The following is a 26149-nucleotide window of genomic DNA, read 5'->3' as shown; positions in this document are numbered from 1 at the left end:
TTCTCCTCTCAGCGGCGGCCGGCGGTAACGGCGTCGACCAGGCGGCGCATCGACTCGGGCAGGCGGGCGGGCACCATGTCGCCGCCGGGGCCCGGGCGGACGCAGACGACGAGCTGCTCGCCCGTGGCGACCAGCTCCTCGCCGTCGGGGCGCTGCCGCCAGTACTCGAACCTCATGGTCATCTGGGTCTGGCCGACCTCGCCGGGCGTCATCCGGACGGCCACCTCGTCGAAGATCGTCAGTTCCCGGAGGTACTCGCACTGGCAGCTCACCGTGAGCAGCCGCACGCCGTCCCCGAACCCGGCGACCACGTCGGGGGTGTACTCGCGCAGGCACAGCTCGCGGGCGCGGCCCTGCCAGGAGATGTAGTTGACGTAGTTGACGTTGCCGAGCAGGTCGGTGTCCTCGATGGTGACGACGTGCCGGTACTCGAAGCCCTTCACGCGGGCGCCTCCTCGGTCAGCACCGCCAGGACGACGGGTTCGGCGACGCCGCGGACGCCGGTCGCCATGGTCGCGACGCGGGCGTCCCCGGCGGCCAGCACGACCCAGCCGTCCTCGTGGGTGGAGTGGACGGTGAACGGCGTCCCGGCGGGGAGCCCCGCCTTGGCCGCCGACTCGACCGCCGCCTGCACACGGGTCGCGGCCGTGTCGAACTCCTCGTCCAGGGCGTCGGCGAGCGCGAGGCCGTCCGCGCCGAGCAGCCCGGCCCACGTCTCACGGTCGCGGGAGGCGACCAGGCGGAGATCGCAGCCGGGGGTGCTGGACGCCAGCGTGACTCCGGCGTTGTGCGCGATCGACACATTGGCGCCGGTGCTGGTCTCCGGCCTGCCGTCCGGGCCGAGGCGCAGGGTGACGTCACCGCCGAGCAGCCGCCGGACGGCCAGTTCCGCGGCCTCCTCCGGGGACGCGCCCTCCGGGTCGGTGTCGACCACGGCGCGCCCGGCGAGGCCGAACGCCACGAGGGCGTGCTCGACGTACGGGCCGAGGAGGGCGGGCACCCAGCCGGCGGGCAGCGGGAACTTCTCCACCATCCGGGTCGTGAAGCCCTCCCAGGTCTCGATCAGCTCGCCGTCCTCGTCGGTGACCTCCATGTCCCAGCAGTCCTCGTCCAGCCGGTAGCGGGCGTGGACGAACGCGGCGGTCGCGCCGGCGCGCGGCCCGGGGACGAGCCGCCGCACCCCCGCCGGGATCGCGAGGACGGTCGGGGCGCACAGGGCGAGGGGCTGCATGTAGGCGTCGCGGGCGGCGGGGTCGCCGAGCAGCAGCCGGTCCGGCAGGTAGCGGCCGAACCAGGCCACGCGGGTGTCGGGCAGCAGCCGGGCGGTGACGTGCTTGGCGTCGGCGCGCCGGATGTCGCCCATCAGGCGGAACCGGGGCCCGTGGAACAGCATCGGCCCGTACAGCTCGGTCTGCGGGTCGATCGCCATGGGCGGCAGCCCGGCGTTCTCCGGCCGGACGAGCCCGGCGCCCTTCGGCGCGGCGGCGGGCGCCTCGCAGACCGCGCGGAAGTGGTCCACCTTGAAGTCGGTGGTGCTGCACCGCACGACCGTCGTGACGCTGCCGGTGCCGGTGCGCAGCGCGGCGACCCGGACGGTGACGGTGGCGTCCTCGGCGACCGCGATCGCCCGCAGGAACTCCACGCCGGTGAGGACGGGCGCCGCGCCGGACGCGACGTCCAGGCCCAGCAGCGCGGCGGCGGCCTGCGCCATGATCTCCATGCCGACGGTGCCGGGCAGGACGGCCTCGGTCCCGCCGCCGAACACGTGCTCGGCGAGGTAGGGGTCGCTGCCCCAGCCGACGTCGGAGTCGGCGACCAGCTCGATCCCGGGGTAGTGCACCCGCGGCCGCTCCAGGAAGCGCAGCAGCGGCGGCTCGTCCGCGCCGAACGACACGGTCGGCATCTCGCCGAACCGTCCGGTGACGACGGCGACGACCGGGGCGTCCGGGTCGGCGGCCAGGTCGCGCAGCATCGCCACGCCCTGCTCGGGGGCGATCGTGGTGACGCCGGCGCGGGACAGGTTCTCCACCGAGCCGAGCCGCTCCCCCATGCCGACGCCCGACCACAGCGACCATTCGACGGCGCGGAACCGGCAGTGCGGCAGCTCGGCGGCGAGCCGCTCGACCAGGTCGCTCTGCCATTCGTTGGCGACGGCGTAGTGGGCCTCGCCGCGCAGCCCGGCGCGCCCGGTCATGCTGCCGAAGGTGATGACGAGCCGGAGGCGCGCGGCGTCGACGGCGGCGAGGACGGCCTCCAGACCCGCGACCTTGGGGTCGATGGTCCGGGCGTAGTCTTCGTCGGTCAGCTCCTCCAGCAGCTTCGGGACGTTGCCGCCCGCGCCGTGCAGGACGGCGGTGACCGGTCCGAGCGCGGCCTGCGCCTCGGCGACGGCCTCGGCGACCCGGGCGGCGTCGGTGACGTCGGCGCGCAGGTAGCGAGCGGTGACCCCGGCGGCCTCCATGCGTTCGAGGTTGGCGGCCAGCTCCGCGTCGCCCGCCGGATCGGACCGTCCGACCAGGGCGAGCCGGGCGCCGCTCTCGCGGGCGAGGGCGAGGGCGCACTCGGCGGAGATGCCCTTGCCGCCGCCGGTGACGAGCAGCACGTCGTCCGGCCCGAGGGGCAGGTCGGTGCCGCGCGGCTCGACCGGCGCGAGGAAGGGCTCGCGGCGGGCGCCGTCGTGGATCACCTCGCGGAACCGGCCGGTCGCGGCGGCGTCCGCCGCGACCAGCGCCGGGGTCGCGGGGTCGCCGAGGGCGGCGGTCACGACGGTGGTCGCCACCCAGGGCGCCTCCAGATGCAGCGTCTTGGCGAACCCGGCGGCGCCTGGCCCGTCCTGGACGAACACGCAGCGCGTCACGTCCTTGCCGGCGAGGACGGCGTCGGCGCCCGCCCGCAGCACGGCGAGACGGTCCGCGCCGGAGGGGACGACGACCAGAACACCTTCGCCCAGTTCCGCCGCCTCCAGCGCCTCGCGCAGCGGCCCGGCGGCGGGGTGCTCCCCGACGGCCTGCCAGGAGCCCGCGGCGCGCGGGGCGACCCGTCCGGGGGCCGCCGTCTCCCGCCGGTCCACCGCGAAGGCCTGCACCCACGGACCCACCCCCGGCGGGACGATCTTGGCGGCGGCGGCCTCGGCGTCGTCCTCCCCGGCGCCGCCGGTCGCGACCAGCTCCCGGAGCGTCTCGGCGACCTGGCCGAGGGTGGCGGTCGCGTAGCCGGTGGGGGCGGCGGTCTCGGCCAGGTCCAGGGTGCGCATGGCCTCGCCGACCAGCTCCGACACGACGATGGAGCTGAGGTGGAGGTCGTCCAGGAACTTGCTGTCGGCCTGGACGGCGTCGAGCGGGAACTCGGCGCGGCGCGCGACGAGCGTGCGCATCAGCAGCAGCGGGTCGTCCGTCCCGACCTCGTCCGGGACGCCGCTCTCGGAGGCGGCGCCGGGCGCGGCGGCGCGGGCGGTCGCGTCGGCGAGCAGCGCGGCGTCCACCTCGGGGACGATCTCGCAGAAGTTGGAGATGAACACCGGCTCGGTGTCCGGGTCGAACGGCCGGACCAGCCGGTCGGCGAACAGCTCCCCGACCCGCACGCCCGCGCCGACGGCGAACGCCGCGCCGAGCGCGCCGAGCAGCCCGGTCAGGGAGTCCTCGTCGGTGCGGGTCGCGACGGCGGGCACGCCGGTGATCTCGCGGGCGAGGTGGGTCAGGACCTGCCCGGGCCCGACCTCGATGAGCAGGTCCGAGTTCTCGGCGGCCGCACTGAGTGCCTCGGCGAACAGCACGGGCGCGGTGATCTGCTCGCGCAGGAGGCCGCGCAGCTCCTCCGGCGTCATCCCCGGAGGCAGCGCCGCACCGGTCACCGTGGAGAACACCGGGCGTCGCACCGGCGCGAGCGGCTCGCCGCGCAGCCGGCCCTCGAACGCCTCCGCGGCGGGCGCGACCAGCGGCGAGTGGAACGCGTGCGACACCGGGAGCCGGACGGCCTGCAGCCCGGCCCGCGTGGCGCGGCCGATGACCCGCAGCAGCCCGTCCGCCGGGCCGGAGACCACGGTCTGCCGGGGGCCGTTGTGGCCCGCGATGACGACGCCGTCGTCCGCGCCGTCGAGCAGGGCGGCGACGGTGGCGGCGTCCGCGGTGATGCCCGCCATCGCGCCGTCGTCCTCGGCCAGCTCGCTCATCGTCGCGCCGCGCGCCGCCGCGATCCGCAGCAGCGCGTCCTCGTCGAGGGCGTCGGCCCAGTGCAGCGCGGTGATCTCGCCGAGGCTGTGCCCCACGGCGGCACCGCCCTCCACGCCGAGCGCGGTGAGCACCCGCAGCCCGGCGGCCGAGGCGGTCGCGATGCGCGGCTGCGCCACGGCGGTCTCCACCTGGTCGGCGCCGACGGGCAGCGCGGCCGCCTCGTACAGCTCCTCCACCGTCTCGAAGCGGCGGCGCAGCGCCCCGCCGTCCGAGCGGGTCCCCGAGCCCTGGCCGGGGAACAGCAGGACGATGCGCGGCTGCTCGCCCGGACCGCCGACGAACACGCCGGACGCCGGGTCGATGTGCCGCACGGCCCCCTCGCCGGCCTGCCCGGTCGCCTCCCCGGCCAGCTCCGCGACGCGGCGCAGGGCGGCCGCGAGCGCCGCCGGGGCGCCCGCAACGACGGCGGCGCGCCACGGCCGCCGCGCCAGCCGCCCCGCCAGGTGCGCGGCGAAGTCGGGCAGCTCGGACCGGGCGGCGGCCTCCGCCACCGCCGCCAGCGCGGTCGCCCGCTCGGCCAGCGCGGCGGGCGAGTCGGCGTCCAGGACGAACAGCTCGGCGTCCTGCGGGGAGTTGAGGACCGTGCGGGTGCGGTTGCCGACGCGGGCGCGGCGCGACGGCCGCGGCGCCTCGACCACCATGTGCGTGTTGATGCCGCCGAAGCCCATCGCGCTCACGCCCGCGCGCAGCGGCGCGCCCTCCGGCCACGCCTCGCCCTTGCGCAGGACGCGCAGCGCGTCGCGGCCGTCGTCCAGCAGCGGGTGCGGGCGCTCGCAGCCGGTGGTGGGCGGCAGCACGCCCGCGCCGACCGCCTGCACGCTCTTGATCAGCCCGGCGACGCCCGCGGCGGCCTTGGTGTGCCCGATGTTGGCCTTGATCGAGCCGACCGCGGCGGGCGGCGCGGACCCGCCGGCCGCGCGGCGCGCCTCGATCAGGGTCTCCAGCTCGGCGGCGTCGCCGACGGCCGTGCCGGTGCCGTGCCCCTCGAAGTAGGCGACCTCGTCCGGGCCGAACCCGGCGCGCCGGTAGGCGCGGTCGAGCGCCAGCCGCTGCCCGTCGGTCTCCGGGCGGGTGATGCCGCCCGCCCCGTCCGACGACACGCCCCACCCGTCGATGAAGCCGCGCACGCGGTGACCGCGCGCGACCGCGTCCTCCTCGCGCATCAGCACGACCATGCCGCAGCCCTCGCCGGGCCAGAACCCGGCGGAGCGCCGGTCGTAGACGCGCATCTCCTCGACGGCGAGCGCGCCCGCGCGGGAGAACCCGATCAGCTCGGTGGCGTCGACGCTGATGTCCACGCCGCCCGCGACCGCCAGGTCCAGGTCGCCGGTCAGCAGCGAGTTGCACGCGGTGATGACCGACAGCAGCGACGACGCGCACGCGCCGTCCACGACGTAGCCGCCGCCGTTGAAGTCGAAGTGGTTGCAGATGCGCCCGGCGATCGTGTTGGACAGGCCGCCCGCCAGGGAGTCTCCGTCCGGGACGGGGAAGGGCGCCTTGTAGGAGTGCTCCAGGTCGGCGAGCAGCGCCGCGAGGCGGTCGGTCCCGACGTCGTCCTTCAGCGCGTCGGCCACCACGCGCCGCACGTACGGCCAGCGCAGCCGCATCTGCGCGGCGCGGATGCCCTCGCCGGTAAGGGAGTTGCCGACCAGCACGCCGGTGCTCTCGCCCGGCGCTCCGCGCCCCTCGGGGAACCCGGCGTCGGCCAGCGCCTCGGCCGCCGTCTCCAGCGCGAGCCAGTGGGTCAGGTCGGCGTTGCGGTAGGTGGAGCCGGCGACCTTGAACCGGACCCGGTCGAACTCCCAGTCGCGCAGCAGCGCGGCCTCGGTGATGTAGATCTGGTCGGCCGCGGAGCGGTCGGCGCTGTAGTAGTCCTCCAGCCTGATCCGCTGGGACGGGATGCGGCGGAACGACCGGCGCCCGGCCAGGACGTTGTCCCACAGCTCCTCGGGAGTGGCGGCGTCCGGGAAGCGGCACGCCATGCCGACGATCGCTATTCGAGAGCTCACAGTGCACCCCAATACGGCGGCGAAAGGCCCGCGCATTTCCGGGCAGCCCGTTTTCGGGCACGCCGAATCGAGCGCCGTGCCCAGGGAGGGAGGAAATGCGGCCAAGCCGTGACTGACCATTCTCGGAGCGTGCGGACGCCGCCCGCGGCGCCCGCCCATTCCAAGATCAATCTGTAAGTTACTGAACTGTAGGCAGCCTGGTCTCATGGCGTCAAGGGGCCGAACCGAGCATTAGTGAACCATTTTCGAGTCTTCCGCGGCCATTCTCGGCCCACTCATGCCCGGCATCACGCGTTTGCGGCGTACCGCGCTCCACATCCCGCTTGGTGCCCGGTTGACCGCTTTCCCGGTGAGCGCCGCACGCAGCGCGACGGACGAAAAGCCGTCCGTCACGGGGCGTAATTCGCAGCGGCACCGGGGCATGTGCGAATTGCGCTCGCGGAAATGGATGATCCTTCAACGATGCTCGGAGGCATGCTCAGATCCATCCATGGCCGGCGCGCTGCGGGTCGGCGAGCCGACGGAGACGGCGTCGAAGTCGGACGGCTTCGGTCAGCCGGCCGGGGCCGCGACCGGATCGGTCTCGGGTGAGCGTCGGCGGGCGAGGACGAGGCTGGTCATCGTCGTGATCGCCATCGCGGCGACGCCGACCAGCGCCGCGGTGGTGTAGGCGCCCTCGTCCGGGAAGAGGCGGCCGGTGCCGGTGCCGGCGGCCAGGACCAGACCGCCGATGGCGCTGCCCAGGGAGTACCCGACGCTGCGGACGACGTAGTTGAAGCTCATCGCGCTCGACGTCTCGCTCTTGGGCGTGACGGCCAGGATGACGCCGGGCATGGCGGCCGAGAAGCCGCCGACGCCGAAGCCCAGCACGCCCATGGCCACGAGCAGTTCGGCCAGGTTGGACCGGGCCGCCGCGAACAGGACGAACCCGCCGCCGACGATGGCGGCGCTGCCGGCCAGGAGCAGGGGGCCGTCGATCCGTCGGCGGACCCGGGGCGTGAGCCTGCCGGCGACGAACCCCAGCACGGAGAACGGGATGAGGACCAGCCCCGCCACGAAGGTGCTCAGCCCGAAGCCGTAGCCGGCGCCGTGCGGCGTCTGCGCGTAGCGGGTGATGAGCGTGAGCAGGAGGTACATGCCGCTCCCGCCGACGAACATGGCGATGTTCGCCCCGGCGACCGCCGGGTGCCGTACCGCCCGGACGTCGACCAGAGGCGTCGCGCTGCGCAGTTCGGAGGCGGTCCAGACGCACAGCAGGAGCACGGCGGCGACGGCAAGGGTCACCGCCACGGCGAGGTGCAGGCTCCACAGGCTCCTCTCGCCGGCCAGGAACAGGACGAGGAGCAGTCCACCCGCCAGGAGGAGCGCGCCGGCCACGTTCACGTGAGCGGAGCGGCCTTCGGGAGCCGCGGGCATGGAGCGCCAAGCGGTCAGGAACGCGATGGCGGTGACGAGCAGGCCGAGGCCGTAGGCGGCCCGCAGTCCGCCGAACTCGGCGAGCAGCGCGGCCAGCGGGTAGCCGACGCCGGCTCCGATGATGGAGACCACCGAGATCAGGGCGATCGTGGCCGCGCTGCGCTCCTTGGGAAGATGGTCGCGGGCCACGCCCATCATCAGCGCCGTGAGACCGAGTCCGACGCCTTGGGCCGCTCTGCCCACGAGCAGCCAGGCGAACGGCAGCGGCAGCACCGTGAGCGCGCTGCCGGCGACGACGATCGCAAGCGTGGCGAGAATCGCGGCCCGCCGGTGCGGACCGGCGCCGAGCCGGCCGAGGACGGGGGTGGCGACGGCGCCGCTGAGCAGGGCGATGGTCAGCGTCCACTGCGCGCTGTCGAGGGAGACATGGAACGTGGTCGCCACGCTGGTGATGAGCGGCGTCCCGAGGCTGGCGACCGCCGCCACGACCAAGGCGATGAATATCAGGGCGGGGACCAGCAGACGTGCCTCGGAACGAGCCGGGGCAGCGCTCATGGGCTGGTCATGAGCCTCGGCCGCGGTCACCGGTCCGACTCCTCTCGGGCGTGGCTTTCGAGCTCCGCCAGACGCAGCAGCGCCGGAAGGGCAGCCGCCAAGGCCTCGACCTCGTCATCGGTGAGCTCGTCGATCAACCGCGCGTACGCGTCGACGCCCGCCTGGCGCCGCGTCCGGACGTACGATTCGCCGGCCTCGGTCAGGCGCACCAGCGTGACCCGCCTGTCGGACGGATCGCCCGTCCGCTCGACCAGCCCGGATTCCTCCATCACCCGGACCAGGACGGTCATCGCGGGCTGGGTGACGCCCTCGGCCGCCGCCAGATCGGTGATCCGCCGCGGGCCGGTCTTGTCCAGGGTGGCCAAGGTGGCGGCGGACGTCAGGCTCATGTCGCGGGGAAGGCGTCTCACGGCCCTGGTGGCCAGACCGTAGAGGGCTGACCCGATGGCTTCGGAAGCGCCGTGCGCGGCGCCCTGGCGGCTCATGCCTGAAAGATAGCAGCTTTATATATAGTCTTTATGCATCTCGTCCAGGGTGGGGCGGTGTCGCGGGGCCGTCGAAGTAATGACACACTTACTTCAGTTTGTCTCATGGAGGTGTACATGCCGGCGACCGTCCAGCCCCCCGAGAGCGTCACGTGGCGCGTCCACATCGACCGGTCCATGTGGGTCGGGGGCGTGCGCAGCCTGATGCTCCAGGCGCTGCACCCGATGGCGATGTGGGGCGTCTGGCAGAACTCCAACTTCCGCGAGGACCCGTTCGGGCGGCTCCAGCGGACGTCCGACTTCGTCGGGCTCGGCACGTTCGGCAGTCCGGAGGAGGTCGAGGAGGCCGCGTACCGGGTGCGGGAGATCCACCGGAGCCTGCGCATCCTCAACCACGACACCGGGAAGAAGGAGCGGCTGGACCAGCCCGAGCTGCTGCTGTGGGTGCACTGCGCCGAGGTGTACTCCTACCTGGAGGTGGCGCGGCGGGCCGGGCTGCCGCTGACGGACGCCATGGCCGACCGCTACCTGTACGAGCAGCGCAAGTCGGCGACGCTCGTCGGGCTGCACGCCGACGACGTTCCCGGCGGCGTCGCCGAGATGGAGGCGTTCTTCGCCGAGATGCGGCCGCGCTTGCGGGTCACCGAAGAGGCGGCGGAGACCGTCCGGTTCCTCATGTGGCCGACGCTGCCGGACAACCTGAAGTTCCTCTCCCCCGGCAAGCCCGGCTACTTCCCGTTCGGCGCGCTCTGCTACTACTCCCTGCCGGACTGGGCGCGCCAGATGTACGGTGCGCTGCCCGAGGTGCCGCAGCCCGCGGTGACGGCGGCGCTGAAGTCGTTCCGGCTCGCGATGAACTCGGTGCCCGAGCGCGTCCACGACTACGCGTTCGCGAAGAACACCCGCGACATGCTGGACCGCGCCCGGCAGCGGCTCGCGGCCGACGGCTACGACCTGAGCAAGGGCCTGTACGGCCTGCGCGACCCGCGCCGCTGGCCCGACCGCCGGGCCCTCACGCCCGCCTAGACGGCGTCGACGGGGAGCGCCGCCCACGGCTCCTTGCGCGGGGCGGCCTCCCGGCCCTCGGGGCAGTGGCGGGCGAAGTCGCACCACGAGCACAGGTTCCCCGGACGCGGCGGGAACGACTCGTCGAACGGGCCGTGGTCGACCTCCCCGTCACGGGGCCTCGGCACGGTGCGGTTCCCCTTGGCGGGACCGGCGATCTCACGGTAGGCGTCGTCGGCGGCCGCGGCCTCGGCGGCGATCTGCTCGGCGCGCCGGATGTGCCGGGCCAGCGACTCGTCGGTGTGCTCCCACACCGCGACCTCACCGGACGGAAGGTGGTGCAGCTCGACGCGGCGGCACGGGCGGCGCAGGACGCGCGACGCCGCCACCGCGTAGATCGCCATCGCCAGCGAGCCGCGGGCGTCGTCGGCGGTGAGGACGTGCCGCCCCGTCTTGTAGTCGACGACGACGAGCTCGGAGCCCCGCGCGTCGAGCCGGTCGATGCGCCCGGACACCGCGATCCGGTCGGTGCGGGTCGCCACGGTGCGCTCGACGCCGAGCGGTTCGTCGGACGGGTCGAGCCCCGCGACGTACCGCTCCGTCATCTCCCGGGCCCGCTCACGCCACTGCGCGGACTGGGCCTCGTCCCGGAAGCCGTCGGTCAGCCAGCCCCGGGCCAGCAGCGTCCCCGCCGCCTCGGGACTGCGCTCCTGGACGGGCAGCCGCCACCAGCCGGCCAGCGCGTTGTGCACGCTCGCCCCGACGCTGTTGTGCGCCCACGGCGGGCCCTTCGGCGGCATCGGACGATCGAGGTAGGTCATCCGGTACCGGCGCGGGCAGTCAAGCCACGTGTTCAGCCGCGACGGCGTGCACGTGTACAGCCGCCGGGGCATCCCCTCGAACCCGAGCTGCTCCAAGGCTATGCCCTCTCTGGGGGGACGACCCCCCAGACCCCCCGGGACGGGGGACTGACCGCCGCCCTCCGCTTCGCTCCGGGCATCGGTCAGTCGTCGGTCTCCTGCGCCAGCGAGCCCCAGCTCTCCCAGCGGGCGTCCTCGTCGCCGACCGTGGTCTCCTCGCCCTGGGCGGGCAGGACCCGCAGGTCCTTCGGCAGCGGGGTCAGCAGGGCGCCGATCGAGTTGAGCTGCTTGCGCAGGTCCTCGTAGGCGCCGCCGACCGAGCCGGGACGGCCGCGGTGCAGCGTGTCGCCGGAGAACAGCAGGCCGAGCTGCTCGCTGATCACGCAGACGCTGCCGGGGGTGTGGCCCGGGGTGTGCACGATCTCGAGCTGCGCGTCGCCGATCTCGAAGACGCCGCCGTCCTCCAGCCAGATGTCGGGTTCGAGGGAGCGCAGCGCCTTGGCGTCGTCCTCGTCGTCCTCCTCCTTGGCGAGGCGGCCGAAGTAGTCGCGCCACAGCAGCCGGTCGGCGCGGTGCAGGGCGATCGGCGCCCAGTTGTCCTCGTCCTCCTCGCCGGCGGCGGCGACCTCGAGGACCACGCTGAGGCGGTGCTCGTTGCCGTCGGTCAGCAGGACGGCCATGACCTCGCGGTCACCGACCTCCTTGAGGATGGCCTCGGCGTCGTGCGCCGGGTCGATCACGATGACCTCGTCGTCGTCGCCGACGATGTAGGTGTTGTTCTCGACGTCGTACTCGGTGTCGTCCAGGGTGAGCTTCCCCGACGTCACCACCTGTTCGATGCGCGCGTCCACGCTTCGCACCCTACCGCGATTCGCCGCCCCGGTCGGGCAGACGGAGATCACCGCCGGTGGCGGCGGCGCGGAGCGCCTCGAAGGCGTCCGGCGCGGTGGTCTCGGCGCCGATCCGGTCGCCGGTGAACGCGCCGTGGTCGTCGCTGGAGCCGGTCGCGGCGAGCCCGAGCGCGGCGGCCAGGCCGCGCAGCCGGGCGCGGTCCTCGGGGGCGTGGTCGGGGTGGTCGGTCTCCACCCCGGCGAGCCCGGCGGCGGCGAGCCTCTCGATCACCTCGTCCTCGAACACATAGCCGCGGCGGCGCGCCCGGGGATGCGCCAGCACGCACACTCCCCCGGCGGCGCGGACCAGCTCGATCGCCCGCTCCGGGTCGAGCGCGTACCGGTCGACGTAGACGCGGCCGCCCTGGGCGATCCATCGGGACGTGAACGCCTCGTCCGCCGTCTCGATCACGCCGGCCTCCACCATGGCGCGCGCGATGTGCGGGCGTCCGACCGCCTCGCCGCTCGCCAGCGCGCGGACCATGTCCCACGTGACGCCGGCGCCCAGCTCGCGGAGCCGCTCCACCATGGCGCGCGCCCTGATCACCCGGTCGTCGCGGATCCGGGCCAGCTCGGCGGCCAGCTCCGGCTCGCCGGGATCGAACAGGTAGCCCAGCATGTGCAGGCTCCGGCCGCCCTCCTTGCACGACAGCTCGATGCCGGGGACGAGCGCCAGCCCGTCGGGGAGGGACGCGGCGGCCTCGTCCCAGCCCGCGACCGTGTCGTGGTCGGTGAGCGCGACGACGTCCACGCCGTTGCCGCGCGCCCGCCGGACGACCTCGGCCGGCCGCCGGGTGCCGTCGGACGCGTCACTGTGGCAGTGCAGATCGATCCGCATGGACCCTTCCTACCAACCGGACGCGGCTCAGCCGTCGAGGCGGGGGCTGTGCGCGCCGTAGGGGAGGTCGAGCTCCATGCCCGGCTCGCGGAGGTCGAGCAGGGTCAGGTGCTCCAGCAGGAGCACCCCGGAGTCGGCGGGCCACAGCACCGCCCACAGCCAGTTCCCCATCGCCTCGCCGACGTAGGCGGCGCGGTCGGAGCGGTCGCCGACCGTCCACATCGGCACCGTCTGCCCGCAGGTCGCGGCGGGGCCGGCGACCTCCAGCTTCACGTGCGGCGGTCCGCCGTTGAACCCGTTCCCGGGATCGGGGCCCGCGAGCCCGGCGTAGTGGGCGCCGAGGCCGATCCCCGGCTCCTCGGCGATCAGGACCATGTCGGCGGGGCCGCGCAGCAGCCCCGGCCCGGACACCGCGACGGCGGTCGCGCGGGCGCCCGAGCGCTCGTCCCCGACCGTGGTGAACCCCGTGACGAGCCAGGCCGCCGGGAGCGGCCAGGGCGTCCAGACGGGGACCCTCGCGTCCCGCAGCACGGCGGCCAGCCCCTCGGGGCCGGGGCGCTTGGACGGCTGGCGCGGCAGTACGGCGCCGTGCACGCCGCAACTCCAGTCGCTGGACCAGAGGTTCGGCGCGCTGACAGGACCCCCGCAGCGCGGGCATGTGGGCTCCGCCCTCATGAGTAACCACCTTGCGCGGCCGCATCCCGCCTCGTCAAGGCGGGCGGGGGCCTCGCCAGGGAAAAGTGGCGAGAAAATGGGGTCATGCGAGTGCGCTGCGTCGGCGGGATCGTCCGGGACGCCGAGGGGCGGTTCCTGCTGGTGAGGCGCGGGCATCCGCCCGGCGAGGGCCTGTGGTCCATTCCGGGCGGGCGGGTCGAGCCCGGCGAGGACGACCCCGCGGCGGTCGTCCGCGAGCTGAGGGAGGAGACCGGCCTGGACGTCCTCGTCGGCGCCCTGGCCGGGACGGTCGAGCGCGCCGGGCCCGGCGGCGTCGTCTACGAGATCCACGACTACGAGGCGACCGCGACCGGCGGGACGCTCCGCGCGGGCGACGACGCGTCCGACGTGCGCTGGGTTCCGCCCGCGGAGATGGACGGCCTCCCGATGACGCCCGGCCTGCTCAGAGCCCTCGCCGAATGGGGCGTCCTGTGACCGGGCGGCCCTCCCGGACGAGCTAGGAGGCGTGCGCGGGCTCGGTGGCCGCCGTCACCGGCGCCTGGCCGTCCCCGTCGCCGGCCGTGACGGTCCGGACCCGCATCCGCCGCGCCAGCCACAGGACGGCGGCCGCGTACAGCAGCATCGGGACGATGTCCGCCGCGACGACCTGCCACGGGACGCTGCCCTGCTCGATGTCGAGTTGGCCGACCGCGGCGGGCCCGAGGAACGCCATCAGGTTGTTGAACACGTGCAGGGCGATGCCGGACTCCAGCCCGCCCGTCCGCACCGCGAGCCACGCCGCGATAGCGCCGAAGGCGAAGATGTCGAGGATGCCCCAGCCTGTGTAGCCGTGCCCCGACGTGAACAGGGCCGACCCGACGACGATCCCCGGCCACGGCGTGCGGAACACGACGCTGAAGGCGCGTCCGGCCCGTCCCCTGGCGTTCTCCAGAGTGCAGGCGCCGACGGCCTGGAGCATCCAGCCGCGGAACACGTACTCCTCCGCCGCCGACTGGAACGGCACCAGCAGGATGATGACGACGGCCGGGGCGACGAACTTCCCCCACCCCACCCAGTGCTCGTCGCCGCCCGACTGGTCGTGCATGGCCGCGCCGGCGACGATCGCCGTCCCGTAGGAGACGGCGCAGAACAGGATCGCCAGACCGCTGCAGGCCAGCAGCCAGCGCCAGCGCAGCCGTCCCGCGACCGAGGAGAGCGTTCCCGGCCGCCGCCGCTGGACGACCCAGGCCCCGAGCAGCGCGACCGGCAGGAACAGCGCCAGCGCGCCGAGGTTGAAGGCCAGGTCGGCCGTCTGGTCGCCGAAGATCTGGTCGCCCGTCCCGGAGGTGTCCGGGGCCTCGCCGGTGACCAGCGCCTGGACGATGACCCCCACGATCATCAGCCCGACGGCCAGCGCCATCCCGACGACGGCGATCCCGAGGGTGCCGACCAGCGGGCGCCACCACCGGTGCGCCTCGTTGCGCGCCAGCCGGTGGAACGGGACCTCCTTCGGCGTCGGCACCGTCCAGGGCCGCTTGGCCGCGTGGATCCCGTACCCGGCGCCGTAGGGGCCCGGCCCGTACGCATCCGGCTGCGCAGGCGCCCCCTCCCAGTACGGCATCCCGGGCTTGTACACGGGCAACTGGCCGGTTCCGTAAGGCTGGCCTGTGCCGTAGGGCTGGGCGCCATAGCCCTGCGCGCCATAGGCCTGAGCGCCATAGGGCTGCTGGGCTCCGTACGGCTGCCCGGCCTCGGACGGCTGTCCGGGGCCGTACGGCTGCTGGGCTGCGGGAGGCCATCCGGCGTCTTGGGGCTGGGCCTGGTCCGGCGACGGCCAGTCGGCGGCGGGCGGCTGCGCCTCGCCGTGCGGCACGGGCCGGGGGCCGGACGGCTGCGGGTCCCTCCGCGGCTCGCGCCCGAGTTCGGGGTCTAGGGGTGCCCAGCCGTCGCCGTCCCCTGCTCCTGCCACGTGCGACCCCTTCTTGTGGACCCTGGTGTTCGGCGAACCCTTGCGTACAACCTGGGACGAATCGTACGGGTCCTTCAGTTCCCGGGCGGGTCGAAGCGCTTCGTCCGCGCCATTCCCGCCGCCCTGCCCTTGGCGGCGACGACGAGGGCCATCTTCCGGGACGCCTCGTCGATCATCTCGTCCCCGAGCCGGGCGGCGCCGCGTCCCTCGCCGAGCGAGTGCTCGTAGGCGTCCAGGATCAGTTCGGCGTGGTCGTAGTCGTCCTGGGAGGGGGAGAAGACCGCGTTGCCCGCCTCGATCTGGGACGGGTGCAGCACCCACTTGCCGTCGAAGCCGAGGGCGGCCGAGCGCTCGGCGACGCGGGTGAAGGCCTCCACGTCGCGGACGTTGAAGTAGGGCCCGTCGATCGCCTGGAGGTCGTGGGCGCGGGCGGCCATCAGGATCCGCATGAGGATGTAGTGGTAGGCGTCGCCCTCGGTGTAGCCGGGCGGCTGCTCCCCGACGACGAGCGTCTTCATGTTGATCGACGCCATGAGGTCGCCGGGCCCGAGGACCAGCGTCTCCAGCCGCGGCGAGGACGCCGCGATGGCGTCGACGTTGACCATGCCGCGGGCGTCCTCGATCTGCGCCTCGATGCCGATGCGGCCGACGGGCAGGCCCATGGCCCGCTCGATCTGGGTGAGGAGCCGGTCGAGCCACTGGACGTGGCCGGCGTCCGACACCTTCGGCAGCATGACCGCGTCGAGGTCGGCGCCGGCGCCCTCGACGACCTCGATCACGTCCCGGTAGGCCCAGTGGGTCTCCAGGTCGTTGACGCGCACCACCCGCGTCTTCCCCGTCCAGTCGCCGTCGTTGAGCGCGGCGACCACGGTCGCGCGGGCGGCCTCCTTGGCCGACGGGGCGACGGCGTCCTCCAGGTCGAGGAAGACCTCGTCGGCGGGCAGCCCCTGCGCCTTCTCGATGAAGCGGGGATTGCTGCCCGGGACCGCGAGGGTGGTACGTCGAGAGCGCATGGCCCCGGATGCTATCCAGCGGTATGAGACCCTCGTCGCATGGGTCTGAACAGGGCGCTGGTGGAGGAGGCGGCCAAGAAGTCGGGGCTGCTGTGGCTGGAGCTGCCCGGCCTCGTCCAGCCGCGCGCCGCCTGGCACGTGTGGCACGACGGGTCGGCGTACGTGCTCACCGGCGGGGAGGGCGAGCAGCCGCTCCCGGGGCTGCCGGAGGCCGCGCAGGTGACGGTGATCCTGCGCAGCAAGGACAAGGGCGGCCGGCTCCTCGCGTTCGTCGCCGACGCCGAGCGGGTCGAGCCCGGCACGGCGCTGTGGGACGAGGTGACGCCGATCCTCGCCAAGGAGCGCCTCAACGCCCGGACACACGAGGGCCAGGTCGAGACGTGGGCCGAGGAGTCGTGGATCGTGCGGCTCACCCCGGCCGACGAGGCCGTGGAGGCGGACGAGGAGTACGCCGCCGTGCGGCCGGTCCCCACCCCCGCGACGACCGCCGGCGCGCCCCCGCGCATGTACGGCGGCAAGCGGCGGCACGCCGACCGGTAGCCGCCGCCTCGCCGGCCGGCGGCGGCCCTCACATCGGCAGGTGGCGCCCCTCCGCGACCGCGCGCAGCTTGTCCGGGTTGGCGATCAGGTGGAGGGCCGCGATCCGGCCGTCCTCGCCGATGTCGGCGGACACGGCGCTGATCGGCCCGTCCGGGCCGTCCACGACGATCGCCGGCTCGCCGTTGAGCTGGACGCGCCTGAACCGCATGTCGGCCGGGTCGACGCCCCGGTAGGACTGCCCCCCGATGGCGGAGAGGAAGCGCGCGACCTTCTCCGCGCCGAAGATCGCCCGGAGCGGCGCCCGGACCTTGCCGCCGCCGTCCGACCACAGCGCGACCTCGGGCGCGAGGACCTCCATGAGCTTGTTGACGTCGCCGCCGAGGACCGCCTCGAAGAACCGCTCGGTGGCGGCGCGCCGCTCGGCGCCGCCGACCTCGAAGCGGGGGCGGCGCGCCTCCACGTGCTTGCGGGCGCGGGTGCCGAGCTGCCGGACCGACGCCTCCGAGCGGTCCAGCGCCCGGGCGATCTCGGCGTAGGGGTAGCCGAAGACCTCCTTCAGGACGAACACGGCGCGTTCGAGGGGGCTCAGCGTCTCCAGGACGACGAGCATCGCCATCGACACCGACTCCGACATCTCGGCGTCCTCGGCGACGTCGGGCGAGGTCAGCATCGGCTCGGGCAGCCACGGCCCGATGTAGGTCTCGCGCCGGGCCTGCGCCGAGCGCAGCCGGTCGAGCGCGACGTTGGTGGTGATCCGGACGAGGTAGGCCTTGGGATCGGAGACGCCGGAGCGGTCGCCCGCCGACCAGCGGAGCCAGGCGTCCTGGACGGCGTCCTCGGCGTCGGCCGCCGTGCCGAGCATCCGGTAGGCCACCGCGAACAGCAGGTTGCGGTACTGCTCGAAAGGCTCTGCGAAGGCGTCGCTCACGGTCCTCCACCCTTTCACGTCCCCTTCGCCCCCCGAACTCCGGGTCGCGGCCGGATGTGACGTACCCGTCCGGATCAGTCCCGAGATCACGGGTAGTGTCCAGGCCATGAGCGGAGCTCCGTCGCGGGTGTTCCTCGCCCGGCTCGCGGGCGTCGCGGTGTTCGACCCGGCGGGAGACCAGGTGGGCCGGGTGCGCGACGTCGTGGTCGCGCTGCGCCTCGCGCCCCGCCCGCCGCGGGTGCTGGGCCTGGTGGTGGAGGTCGTCTCGCGCCACGCGGTGTTCCTGCCGATCACCCGGGTCACGGTGATCGAGCCGGACGCGATCGTCTTCGACGGGCGGCTGAACGTGCGCCGCTTCCAGAAGCGCGGGTCGGAGACCCTGGTGATCGCCGAGATCCTCGACCGGACCGTCCGGGTCCGCGAGACCGGCGCCGCCGTCTCCGTGGTGGACGTGGCGATGGAGCCGACCCGGACCCGCGACTGGCTCGTCACCAAGGTCGCCGTCCGCCGCCGGACGGGCCGGGGCCTGCGCAAGCGCGGCGAGAGCATGGTCGTCGACTGGGACGCCGTGGAGGGGTTCTCCGCCGTCGAGCACGGGCAGGGCGCGGCCGGGCTGATCGCCGCGTTCGAGCGGATGAAGCCCGCCGACCTCGCCACCATCGTGCACGAGCTGCCGGAGAAGCGGCGCACGGAGGTCGCGGTCGCGCTCGACGACGAGCGGCTCGCCGACGTCCTGGAGGAGCTGCCCGAGGACGACCAGATCGAGATCCTCGGCAAGCTCGGCGTGGACCGCGCCGCCGACGTCCTGGAGGCGATGGGCCCCGACGACGCCGCCGACCTGCTCGGCGACCTGCCGACCGAGCAGCGCGAGCAGCTGCTGACGCTGATGGAGCCGCGCGACGCGGCCCCGGTCCGGCGGCTGCTCACCTATCCCGACAACTCGGCGGGCGGGCTGATGACGACCGACCCGGTGGTCGTCCCGCCGGACGCGACGGTCGCCGAGGCGCTCGCGCTGATCCGCCGGCCCGACCTGAACCCGGCGCTGGCGGCGCAGGTGTACGTGTGCCGCCCGCCGACCGCGACGCCGACCGGCCGCTACCTCGGCACGGTGCACTTCCAGAAGCTGCTGCGCGAGCCGCCGCCGACGCTGGTCAGCGGGATCGTGGACACCGCGCTGGACCCGCTGCGCCCCACCATGTCGCTGGAGGCCGTCGCGATGTTCCTGGCCACCTACAACCTGGTCGCGGGGGCGGTCGTCGACGAGAACGGGCACCTGCTGGGCTCGGTGACGATCGACGACGTCCTCGACCATCTGCTGCCCGAGGACTGGCGGGAGGCCGCGATGGAGGCGACCGCCGAGGGGGCCGCCGATCCCGAGGAAGAGGCTCTGCGGGGGACGACATGACGACGACACGCGAGATGACCGCGCGCCTGGACCAGCCGAGGGAGCTGCGCAGGTCGCTGCTGCCGCGCCGCCTCTACTACGACCCCGAGTCGTTCGGGCGGGTGTCGGAGCAGATCGCCCGGTTCCTCGGCACCGCCCGCTTCATCGTCTACATGACGGTGTTCGTCTCGCTGTGGCTCGGGTGGAACGTGGTGGCGCCGCCGTCGCTCCGGTTCGACCCGTACCCGTTCATCTTCCTGACGCTGATGCTGTCGCTGCAGGCGTCCTACGCGGCCCCGCTGATCCTGCTCGCCCAGAACCGGCAGGACGACCGGGACCGCGTCCAGTACGAGCAGGACCGGTCGCGCAACGAGCGGAGCATCGCCGACACCGAGTACCTGACCCGCGAGATCGCCGGGCTGAGGGTCGCGCTGAGCGAGGTCGCCACCCGCGACTTCGTGCGCTCGGAGCTCCAGCAGATCCTCAAGGAGCTGGACGCGAAGAACCCCGTCCCCTAGGCGGGGTCCCCCTCGTCGGCGAGCTTGTCCAGGATCCGGCCGAGGGCGCGCACGTCCGGCTCGTCCAGCCGGCTCAGGACGTGGTCGCGGACGACCTCCCGGTAGGTGGGCGCGGCCTCGGCGAGCCGGGCCCGGCCCTCGGGGGTCAGGGCGGCGAACAGGCCGCGGGCGTCGCTCGCGCAGGACTGCCTGGTCACCAGCCCGTCCCGCTGCATCCGGTCGACCAGCCGCGTCAGGCCGCTGCGCGACATCAGCACGCGGTCGGCGAGGTCGTTCATCCGCAGCCGCCCGTGCGGCGCCTCACCGAGGTGCATCAGCACGTCGTAGGAGCCGGGCGCGAGGTCGTGGCGGGCCAGCAGCTCCGCCTGCAGCCGGCGGGAGAGCCGCGCCTGCGCGCGCAGCAGGGTCCGCCACACGATCAGCTCGGCGGCGGCCGGGGCGGTTTCGCTGGTCACGGACCGATCGTAGGCCCGGCGCGCCGTCCGGGCGATGGGCGGCCGCCCCGCGTGAGGTCGCACACCATGGCGTGTGAGGCCGGACACCCTGATTAGCAGGTTGGCACGCGGGGTTCATACCATGGACACATGGCCTCCCTTGTGACGACCGAGCGGGTGAACGCGGCCCTTGCCACGGTGCTCGATCCCGAGATCCGTAAGCCCATCACCGAGCTCGACATGGTCAAGAGCATCGACATCGACGCGGACGGCGCCGTCCGCGTCGGCGTCTACCTGACCGTGGCCGGGTGTCCGATGAAGGACACCATCACCAAGAACGTCACGGAGGCCGTGTCCAAACTCGACGGCGTCTCCTCCGTGCGCGTCGACCTCGACGTGATGAGCGAGGAGCAGCGCAAGGAACTGCAGACCAAGCTGCGCGGCGGGCAGCCCGCCAAGGAGATCCCGTTCGCCCAGCCGAACTCGCTGACCAAGGTGTACGCGGTCGCGAGCGGCAAGGGCGGCGTCGGCAAGTCGTCGGTGACGGTGAACCTCGCCGCCGCGCTGGCCGCCCAGGGCCGCAAGGTCGGGGTCGTGGACGCCGACATCTACGGCCACTCGGTGCCGCGGATGCTGGGCGTGGACACCCCGCCCACCAAGGTCGAAGACATGATCATGCCGCCGACCGCGCACGACGTGAAGGTGATCTCGGTCGGCATGTTCACCGCCGGGAACCAGCCGGTCGTGTGGCGCGGGCCGATGCTGCACCGCGCGCTCCAGCAGTTCCTCGCGGACGTGTACTGGGGCGACCTCGACATCCTGCTGATGGACCTGCCGCCCGGCACCGGCGACATCGCGATCTCGGTCGCGCAGCTGCTGCCGTCCGCGGAGATCCTCGTCGTCACCACCCCGCAGCAGGCCGCCGCCGAGGTGGCCGAGCGGGCGGGCGCGATCGCCGCGCAGACCCACCAGCAGGTCGTCGGCGTGATCGAGAACATGTCCTACCTGACGTGCCCGCACTGCGGCGAGCAGCAGCACATCTTCGGCGAGGGCGGCGGCCAGACGGTCGCGGACGCGCTGACGAAGACGCTCGGGACGCGCGTCCCCATGCTCGGCCAGGTGCAGATCGACCCGCGCCTGCGCGAGGGCGGCGACAACGGCGTCCCGCTGGTGCTCGCCGACCCCGACGCCGGCGCCGCCAAGGAGCTGCGCACGATCGCCGACAAGCTCGCGGGCCGCAGCCGCGGCCTCGCCGGCATGTCCCTCGGCATCAGCCCGAAGGGCCGCTGACCGGTACCTGCCCGGGGCCTCTACCCCGGGCAGGAAGTCAGGCCGGGGCGGGCGGGCACACCCCAGACCGCGGTGGGCCGCTGGGGGAACGGAAGGTCCGCGAGGTCAGGTCGCCTCGTTGTCGAACGGCGGCTTCTCGCTAGGGCCGAGGCCCGTGGTCGTCGTCGCGTACGAGGGCTCGTCGTCGAAGAGGCCTGAGTCGTTCTTCGGGTAGGTGTCTTCGTCCTCGAAGAGGTGCTTGCGGACGAACGTCTTCGGGTTGAGGTCGTTGAGGTCGAAGTCCTTGAACTCGGGGCCGAGCCCCTCCTGGAGGTCGGCCTTGGCGCTGTCGGCCATCTGGCGGAACTGCCGCAGCATCCGGCCGGCCTGCCCCGCGACCTGCGGCAGCTTGTCCCCGAAGATGACCAGGGCGAGGACGACGAGCACCGCCATCTCACCGAGTCCGACGTCGAACAACCCGTCCTCCACACACCGGCCCGCCGCGGCGGGCCACACAACCCAAGGGGACCGGCCCAGAGGCGGGCCGGTCCCCCCAGCGTATCCCCAGCCCGGATGAACCGGACTTGAACATCCGCGCCTAGTCGGACCCCAGGGTCACCTGGGTGGTCGCCTCCTTGCCGCCCCGCTGGTACGTGATGGTGACTCGCTCGCCGGGCGCGCGGCTGCGGATCTGCGCGATCAGGTCGGTGGCGTCCTCGATCGGCTTGTCGCCGACCTTGGTGATCACGTCGCCGGGCTTGAGGCCCGCCCTGTCCGCCGGGCCGCCCTTGGTCACCGGGTCCTGCCCGTTGACCGGCTGCTGCATGATCCGGGCGCCGCCCTCCTGGTAGCGGGGGTCGGGCAGCACGCCGAGCTTGGCCTGCTTGACGGTCCCCGTCCGGATGATCTCCTCGGCGATCCGCTTGCCCTGGTTGATCGGGATCGCGAAGCCGAGCCCGATGCTGCCGCTCTGCTGCTCCCCGCCCATCGACTGGCCGCCGAGCGTCGCGATCGCGGTGTTGATGCCGATCACGCGGCCCTTGGCGTCCACCAGCGGTCCGCCCGAGTTGCCCGGGTTGATCGCGGCGTCGGTCTGGATGGCGTTGAGGTAGGACGCGTCGCCGCCGCCGCCCTCGCCGCGCGTGGGCACGGCCCGGTTCAGCGAGCTGACGATGCCGGTGGTGACCGAGCCCTGCAGGCCGAGCGGCGAGCCGATCGCGATCACCGGGTCGCCGACGGCGATGGCGCTGGAGTCGCCGACCGGCAGCGGGGGCAGCGAGTGCTGGCCCTCCGGCTTCAGCACGGCGACGTCCGAGCTCGGGTCGGCGCCCTTGACCGTGGCGGGCAGCGTCTTCTTGTCGTTGAAGACGATCTGGATCTGGCCGCCACCGCCGCCGCCGCCGGAGGCGACGTGGTTGTTGGTGATGACATAGCCGCCGTTCACGATGAAGCCGGTGCCGCCGATCTCGCCCTGCGCGGACTGCACGCGGATCATCACGACGCTCGGGAGCACCCGCTGCGCGACGCCCGCGACCGAGTCCGGCGGGCGGCTCTGCACCTTGGTGTCGCTGCTGTTGCTGCCGCCGAGGCTCACCGACGAGGGGTCGTCGTCGCCACCGGTCGCGATCACGCCGATTCCGGCGCCGACGGCCCCGGCCACCAGCGCGACGATCAGCGCGACGACGGCGAGGAGCCCGAGGCCCGGGCCGCCGCGCGACGACGACGGGGGCGCGGGGACCGGCGCCCAGTTGGGCCCGGTGCCGCCGGGCGGCATCCCGTAGCCCGCCATCGGGCGGGGGCCGGGGCCGCCGGGGGGCGGCGGGCCGGGCGGCGCGGGCGGCGGGCCCATCGGCGGGCGCCCGGGCGCGGGCGGCGGCGGGCCCTGGTGGGACTGCTGCGGCCAGCCCCCGTACGGGCCGCCCTGCGCGGCCCTCGGGTCCTGGTTGTGCGGGACGAACCCCGGCCGCGGCCGGTCGTCGGCCGCCTCCACGGGCGGCTTGTCGAGCGGGACCGGCGGCGGGGGCTGCGGCATGTCGCGCGGCGGGGCGTCCTGCAGCGGCACCTCCTGCGGCATGTCCGCGGCGGCCTGGGAGAGCACGTCCTCGCTGGTGTCGGGCGGGCCGCCGAACGAGTCGGGCGGCGCGAACCCCCCGGCCACCAGGCGGTCGCCCTCCTCGCCGGACTCGCGCCCGTCCTCGGGGCGCGGTTCGGCGCCGTCCTCGGCGCGGGCCGGTCCGGGCTCGGGGTCGTCGGCCTCGGGGTCGTCCACCGGCTGCTCCAGGGGGATCTCCCGGTCGGTCACCGTCTCGGGAGGGGCCGCCGCCTCCTGACGCTCAGGCTCCTGGCCGGGGACGACGTCGTCGTCCTCCGACGGCGCCCTGACCGGGCCGCGGTTGTCTTCCGTCATCCCCATCTCTCCTACCGAGCATGGTCCTCGTTATCCGTGCTCATGCTGCCCCGCATGGCATGTGGCGAGCATAAGACCTGCCGCCGATACCCACATCTCGGGTCAATCGAACGGATTCGCCGCTGTGGCAAGGCGTCGAGCGCCGCGGGAGAGGCGCTTCCAGTGGGACGCGGAGCCGCGCGGCATGCTCAGCGCCACCGCCGTCGCCGTGCTCTGCGGCGCGTCCGTCACGACCGTGTAGACGTAGCCGTTCCCGGCCGACACCGCCCAGCGCCGCAGCGACTCGCGGCGGAACACTGTCCGGCCCCGGCGGCTGGTCCGCTGCCAGCCCGTCATGCCGCGCTCGTCGAGGGAGCCGCGCTGCACGAACACCGACACGGCGGCGAGGCCGTCGGAGTAGCTGAGGTGCAGGGCGCCGCCGTCCTTCTCGCGCCGCGCGTCGTAGAGGGTGAGCCGGCCCGGCAGGTCCTCCGGGACGGGCCAGCCGCGGTCGCGCAGCTCGGCGAGGCCCGCCCGGTCCAGCTTCCGGCCCCGCGCGCTCGCGCTCTCGCGGACGCGGGTGTTCTCGACGGGGCTGCCGGCGCTCGCGCCGGGGAACCGGGACGGGCCGCCGAGCGGGCGGCTGAGCGGAGAGGGCCCGATCGGCGAGGCGCTGAAGCTGATCTCGGTGAAGCCGCTGGCGACCACCGGGCGGCCGGTGGCGTCGATCAGTTCGCGGTGCAGCATCAGGCCGGTGTCCCGGTCGATCCAGAAGCGCCCGGCGGGGCTGCCGTCGGCGCGGCGCGCCTCGACGACGCGGGCGGGGCGGCCGCAGACCGAGGCGTCCGGGGCGCGCACCACCGAGTAGTTGCGGGTCAGCAGCGCCAGGGTCGCCGGCGTGAAGCCGGTGGTGTCCCCGGCGGCGGACTCGGGCCGGTAGCCCTCCCCCGCGGACCCGGACCGGTACCGGATGCCCGCGCCCGGCGTGTGCGACACGGCGACGCGGGAGGTGGCGGCCCTGCCGCCGCTGCGGGTGGTGAGGAACCGCCGGCCCTCGTAGGGGACGCGGCGGGCGGCGTCGGCGGCGCCGCGCAGCAGGGCGAGCGCGCCCGGATCGCTGCGGACGCGGCGCGCGGGGGCGGGGTCGCCGGTGAGCGTCACGGCCAGCGCGAGGGCGCCCGCGAGCCCGGCGGCCAGGGCGGCGCCGCGCCGGCAGCGCCCCCTGGAGGTCGCGCGCCTCACGGCCCCGGGGAGACCTGGACCTGGTTGACCGGGTCGGTGAGCGGATCGGTCATCGGCGCGTCACCGGAGGTGAGCGCGTGCTCGACGGCGAACCGGTCGAACGCGGGGGTGACGGCGGGGGCGTCCTGGCGCCCGCCCGCCATGTAGGAGGCGGTGCCGAGGCCGAGGAAGAGGGTGGCGGCCCCGACCACGAGGTAGCGGCGCCGCGGCTGGACGCGGACCGCGGCGGCATGCCCGGCCGGGCGGGCGTCGCGCGGCCGGTTGTCGCGGGGCCGGGCGGCGTGCGGCGGCCGGACGGGACGGGCCGATGATCGGAGGGGCCGGGAGGGGTGCCGTGGGCGCGCCCCGGCATGCGAGGCCGCCGGCTCGATCGGGAGGTCGGGAACGGTCGCGTCAGGGGCGTCGGCCGGGTCCGGAAGCCCGGCGGACGCGGGCAGGGTGCGCAGCCGGTCCAGGAAGTCGCCGGACGGGAGGTCGTCGGTCCCGTCGGCCGCCGGCGGCTCGGAGAGCCCCCGCAGGCGTCCCTTCAGCTTGCGCAGCTGGTCGGCCTCGTCCCGGCAGTCGGCGCATCGCGCGAGATGGGCGTGGGCGCGCTCGCGCTCCTCGTCCCCCAGCTCACCGTCGACCAGCGCGGTCAGACGCTCCCCCAGACAACTCACGCCGCCTCCGTCGATTCCGTTCCGTCGGGCGCGCGGTCCCGCCCCGCGCGCGGTGAGCACAGCTTTACACGCCGTCCGGCAGCGGCCGGACACCGCCCGCCGCGTGCAGCCCCCCGGGCTCGCCGCCGGCCGCCGGGTCGCCGCATGCGACGGCGGCCTGGAAGTCGTTGCGGGTGCCGGGCCGGCGCCGGGTGGGCGCGCGGTGCTCCAGCGCCGCCCGCAGCTGCGCACGCCCCCGGTGGATGCGGCTGCGCACGGTGCCGAGCTTGACGCCGAGGGTCGCGGAGATCTCCTCGTAGGACAGCCCCTCGATGTCGCACAGCACGACGGCGGCGCGGTAGTCGGGGGCCAGCGCGTCGAGCGCGGCCTGGACGTCGGCGTCGAAGTTGTTGTCGTCGAACGCCTGCGCCGGGGTCGGCTCGCGGCCCTGGAGGCGCTCCGCGGCGTCGTCGGCGAGTCCCTCGAACCGGATGCGCTGGCGGCGCCGGGCCATGTCGAGGAACAGGTTCGTGGTGATCCGGTGCAGCCAGCCCTCGAACGTCCCCGGCGTGTAGTTCGACAGGGAGCGGAACACCCGCACGAAGACCTCCTGCGTGAGGTCCTCGGCGTCGTGCTGGTTGCCGGTCAGGCGGTAGGCCAGCCGGTAGACGCGGGCGGAGTGCTCGCGGACGACCTCGTCCCAGGACGGCGGCGCCCATTCGGCCTCGGGGGCGTTCTCTCGGGTGCGAGCGGCGTTTCCAAGCCCCTGCCTGGCGCCGACCCCCACAGCGCTTCTGAAACTGAGTGCTGCGACTCCCATGGTGCCGGGCTGTTCCTCTCTCGTGAGCCAAGGTCCCGCCTTGGAACGGCACGGTCTCGCCTGGGCT

General features: G+C 74.3%; 23 protein-coding genes. 6 read left to right on the top strand and 17 right to left on the bottom strand.

All coding sequences use genetic code 11. The features are described from left to right. Positions 1-8: 8 nt before the first annotated feature. The 4 genes from K4S16_RS44660 to K4S16_RS35495 all read right to left on the bottom strand — a co-directional run bounded on the left by K4S16_RS44660 (position 9) and on the right by K4S16_RS35495 (position 8694). Positions 9-443: a thioesterase family protein gene (locus tag K4S16_RS44660; protein WP_160161146.1), complete on the bottom strand. Its 435-nt coding sequence runs from the start codon at positions 441-443 to the stop codon at positions 9-11. After that, a complete protein-coding gene (locus K4S16_RS35505; protein ID WP_235037277.1) occupies positions 440-6238 on the bottom strand; it encodes a type I polyketide synthase in 5799 nt (1932 codons plus the stop codon). Before K4S16_RS35505 ends, K4S16_RS44660 begins: the two co-directional genes overlap by 4 nt. A 552-nt stretch (positions 6239-6790) precedes the next feature. Next, a complete protein-coding gene (locus K4S16_RS35500) occupies positions 6791-8209 on the bottom strand; it encodes an MFS transporter (protein ID WP_149263447.1) in 1419 nt (472 codons plus the stop codon). Positions 8210-8235: 26 nt separating this feature from the next. Then, positions 8236-8694, bottom strand: a complete 459-nt coding sequence (locus tag K4S16_RS35495) for a MarR family winged helix-turn-helix transcriptional regulator (RefSeq protein WP_235037276.1) — start codon at positions 8692-8694, stop codon at positions 8236-8238. A gap of 117 nt (positions 8695-8811) precedes the next feature. On the opposite strand from K4S16_RS35495, the gene K4S16_RS35490 reads away from it, so the two are divergent. Further along, the gene (locus tag K4S16_RS35490; protein ID WP_149263560.1) at positions 8812-9720 is read left to right on the top strand and encodes an oxygenase MpaB family protein; all 909 of its coding nucleotides are present in this window, start codon (positions 8812-8814) and stop codon (positions 9718-9720) included. Here the strand turns inward: K4S16_RS35490 and K4S16_RS35485 are convergent. The 4 genes from K4S16_RS35485 to K4S16_RS35470 all read right to left on the bottom strand — a co-directional run bounded on the left by K4S16_RS35485 (position 9717) and on the right by K4S16_RS35470 (position 12962). After that, the gene (locus K4S16_RS35485) at positions 9717-10616 is read right to left on the bottom strand and encodes a PD-(D/E)XK nuclease family protein (protein WP_149263446.1); all 900 of its coding nucleotides are present in this window, start codon (positions 10614-10616) and stop codon (positions 9717-9719) included. The two genes, K4S16_RS35490 and K4S16_RS35485, sit on opposite strands and share 4 nt — an antisense overlap. Positions 10617-10702: 86 nt before the next feature. Next, positions 10703-11410: an MBL fold metallo-hydrolase gene (locus tag K4S16_RS35480; protein ID WP_149263445.1), complete on the bottom strand. Its 708-nt coding sequence runs from the start codon at positions 11408-11410 to the stop codon at positions 10703-10705. Between the two features lie 10 nt (positions 11411-11420). Then, positions 11421-12287, bottom strand: a complete 867-nt coding sequence (locus tag K4S16_RS35475; protein ID WP_149263444.1) for a PHP domain-containing protein — start codon at positions 12285-12287, stop codon at positions 11421-11423. 27 nt (positions 12288-12314) lie between these two features. Further along, positions 12315-12962: a DUF6758 family protein gene (locus K4S16_RS35470; RefSeq protein WP_149263443.1), complete on the bottom strand. Its 648-nt coding sequence runs from the start codon at positions 12960-12962 to the stop codon at positions 12315-12317. 84 nt (positions 12963-13046) lie between these two features. On the opposite strand from K4S16_RS35470, the gene K4S16_RS35465 reads away from it, so the two are divergent. Further along, positions 13047-13436, top strand: coding sequence for an NUDIX hydrolase (locus tag K4S16_RS35465; RefSeq protein ID WP_149263442.1), 390 nt, complete (start codon positions 13047-13049; stop codon positions 13434-13436). 22 nt (positions 13437-13458) lie between these two features. Here K4S16_RS35465 and K4S16_RS46740 read toward each other — a convergent pair whose 3' ends face one another. Together K4S16_RS46740 and K4S16_RS35455 are read right to left on the bottom strand one after the other, a co-directional pair. Further along, positions 13459-14910: a CPBP family intramembrane glutamic endopeptidase gene (locus tag K4S16_RS46740; RefSeq protein WP_149263441.1), complete on the bottom strand. Its 1452-nt coding sequence runs from the start codon at positions 14908-14910 to the stop codon at positions 13459-13461. A gap of 74 nt (positions 14911-14984) precedes the next feature. Then, positions 14985-15923: a CoA ester lyase gene (locus K4S16_RS35455; RefSeq protein ID WP_149263440.1), complete on the bottom strand. Its 939-nt coding sequence runs from the start codon at positions 15921-15923 to the stop codon at positions 14985-14987. A 39-nt stretch (positions 15924-15962) separates the two neighbouring features. Between K4S16_RS35455 and K4S16_RS35450 the strand changes: the two genes are divergently transcribed. Continuing rightward, positions 15963-16463 carry a hypothetical protein gene (locus K4S16_RS35450; RefSeq protein WP_149263439.1) on the top strand — a complete coding sequence of 167 codons (501 nt, stop codon included), beginning with the start codon at positions 15963-15965 and terminating at the stop codon, positions 16461-16463. A 28-nt stretch (positions 16464-16491) separates the two neighbouring features. On the opposite strand, the gene K4S16_RS35445 is transcribed toward K4S16_RS35450, so the two are convergent. After that, on the bottom strand, positions 16492-17391 hold the full coding sequence (locus K4S16_RS35445; protein ID WP_235037274.1) for an RNA polymerase sigma-70 factor: 900 nt from the start codon (positions 17389-17391) through the stop codon (positions 16492-16494). Positions 17392-17497: 106 nt separating this feature from the next. Here K4S16_RS35445 and K4S16_RS35440 point away from each other — a divergent pair, with 106 nt between their 5' ends. Next, the gene (locus K4S16_RS35440) at positions 17498-18796 is read left to right on the top strand and encodes a magnesium transporter MgtE N-terminal domain-containing protein (protein ID WP_149263437.1); all 1299 of its coding nucleotides are present in this window, start codon (positions 17498-17500) and stop codon (positions 18794-18796) included. Continuing rightward, the gene (locus K4S16_RS35435) at positions 18793-19293 is read left to right on the top strand and encodes a DUF1003 domain-containing protein (protein WP_149263436.1); all 501 of its coding nucleotides are present in this window, start codon (positions 18793-18795) and stop codon (positions 19291-19293) included. Before K4S16_RS35440 ends, K4S16_RS35435 begins: the two co-directional genes overlap by 4 nt. On the opposite strand, the gene K4S16_RS35430 is transcribed toward K4S16_RS35435, so the two are convergent. After that, positions 19290-19748, bottom strand: coding sequence for a MarR family winged helix-turn-helix transcriptional regulator (locus K4S16_RS35430; RefSeq protein ID WP_200842302.1), 459 nt, complete (start codon positions 19746-19748; stop codon positions 19290-19292). The genes K4S16_RS35435 and K4S16_RS35430 overlap by 4 nt on opposite strands. A 129-nt stretch (positions 19749-19877) precedes the next feature. Between K4S16_RS35430 and K4S16_RS35425 the strand changes: the two genes are divergently transcribed. Then, positions 19878-21017, top strand: coding sequence for an Mrp/NBP35 family ATP-binding protein (locus K4S16_RS35425; RefSeq protein WP_149263435.1), 1140 nt, complete (start codon positions 19878-19880; stop codon positions 21015-21017). 105 nt (positions 21018-21122) lie between these two features. Here K4S16_RS35425 and K4S16_RS35420 read toward each other — a convergent pair whose 3' ends face one another. From K4S16_RS35420 to sigE, 5 genes are all read right to left on the bottom strand, one after another. Then, positions 21123-21473 carry a sec-independent translocase gene (locus K4S16_RS35420; protein WP_149263434.1) on the bottom strand — a complete coding sequence of 117 codons (351 nt, stop codon included), beginning with the start codon at positions 21471-21473 and terminating at the stop codon, positions 21123-21125. Positions 21474-21594: 121 nt separating this feature from the next. Next, positions 21595-23403: a S1C family serine protease gene (locus K4S16_RS35415; RefSeq protein WP_149263433.1), complete on the bottom strand. Its 1809-nt coding sequence runs from the start codon at positions 23401-23403 to the stop codon at positions 21595-21597. A 102-nt stretch (positions 23404-23505) separates the two neighbouring features. Continuing rightward, positions 23506-24624, bottom strand: a complete 1119-nt coding sequence (locus tag K4S16_RS35410) for a MucB/RseB C-terminal domain-containing protein (RefSeq protein WP_149263432.1) — start codon at positions 24622-24624, stop codon at positions 23506-23508. Next, positions 24621-25283, bottom strand: a complete 663-nt coding sequence (locus K4S16_RS45275) for an anti-sigma factor (RefSeq protein WP_200842301.1) — start codon at positions 25281-25283, stop codon at positions 24621-24623. The genes K4S16_RS35410 and K4S16_RS45275 overlap by 4 nt, the downstream gene beginning before the upstream one ends. A gap of 64 nt (positions 25284-25347) precedes the next feature. Then, entirely contained in the window at positions 25348-26082 is a 735-nt protein-coding gene (gene sigE, locus K4S16_RS35400) for an RNA polymerase sigma factor SigE (RefSeq protein ID WP_235037273.1), read from the bottom strand. Positions 26083-26149: the final 67 nt, after the last annotated feature.

Source organism: Actinomadura sp. K4S16 (genome assembly GCF_008327685.1).
Classification (GTDB): domain Bacteria; phylum Actinomycetota; class Actinomycetes; order Streptosporangiales; family Streptosporangiaceae; genus Spirillospora.
Note: the sequence above shows the minus strand (reverse complement) of the source record. Positions and strands in the feature narration are given on the sequence as shown.

What these genes read in the sequence shown, in the direction of transcription:
- sigE (WP_235037273.1), bottom strand. Translation starts at nt 26,082, where the DNA reads ATGGGAGTCGCAGCACTCAGTTTCAGAAGCGCTGTGGGGGTCGGCGCC.
- K4S16_RS35440 (WP_149263437.1), top strand. Translation starts at nt 17,498, where the DNA reads ATGAGCGGAGCTCCGTCGCGGGTGTTCCTCGCCCGGCTCGCGGGCGTC.
- K4S16_RS35490 (WP_149263560.1), top strand. Translation starts at nt 8,812, where the DNA reads ATGCCGGCGACCGTCCAGCCCCCCGAGAGCGTCACGTGGCGCGTCCAC.
- K4S16_RS35500 (WP_149263447.1), bottom strand. Translation starts at nt 8,209, where the DNA reads ATGAGCGCTGCCCCGGCTCGTTCCGAGGCACGTCTGCTGGTCCCCGCC.
- K4S16_RS35415 (WP_149263433.1), bottom strand. Translation starts at nt 23,403, where the DNA reads ATGACGGAAGACAACCGCGGCCCGGTCAGGGCGCCGTCGGAGGACGAC.
- K4S16_RS35475 (WP_149263444.1), bottom strand. Translation starts at nt 12,287, where the DNA reads ATGCGGATCGATCTGCACTGCCACAGTGACGCGTCCGACGGCACCCGG.
- K4S16_RS35470 (WP_149263443.1), bottom strand. Translation starts at nt 12,962, where the DNA reads ATGAGGGCGGAGCCCACATGCCCGCGCTGCGGGGGTCCTGTCAGCGCG.
- K4S16_RS35450 (WP_149263439.1), top strand. Translation starts at nt 15,963, where the DNA reads ATGGGTCTGAACAGGGCGCTGGTGGAGGAGGCGGCCAAGAAGTCGGGG.
- K4S16_RS35425 (WP_149263435.1), top strand. Translation starts at nt 19,878, where the DNA reads ATGGCCTCCCTTGTGACGACCGAGCGGGTGAACGCGGCCCTTGCCACG.
- K4S16_RS35465 (WP_149263442.1), top strand. Translation starts at nt 13,047, where the DNA reads ATGCGAGTGCGCTGCGTCGGCGGGATCGTCCGGGACGCCGAGGGGCGG.
- K4S16_RS35455 (WP_149263440.1), bottom strand. Translation starts at nt 15,923, where the DNA reads ATGCGCTCTCGACGTACCACCCTCGCGGTCCCGGGCAGCAATCCCCGC.
- K4S16_RS35435 (WP_149263436.1), top strand. Translation starts at nt 18,793, where the DNA reads ATGACGACGACACGCGAGATGACCGCGCGCCTGGACCAGCCGAGGGAG.
- K4S16_RS35495 (WP_235037276.1), bottom strand. Translation starts at nt 8,694, where the DNA reads ATGAGCCGCCAGGGCGCCGCGCACGGCGCTTCCGAAGCCATCGGGTCA.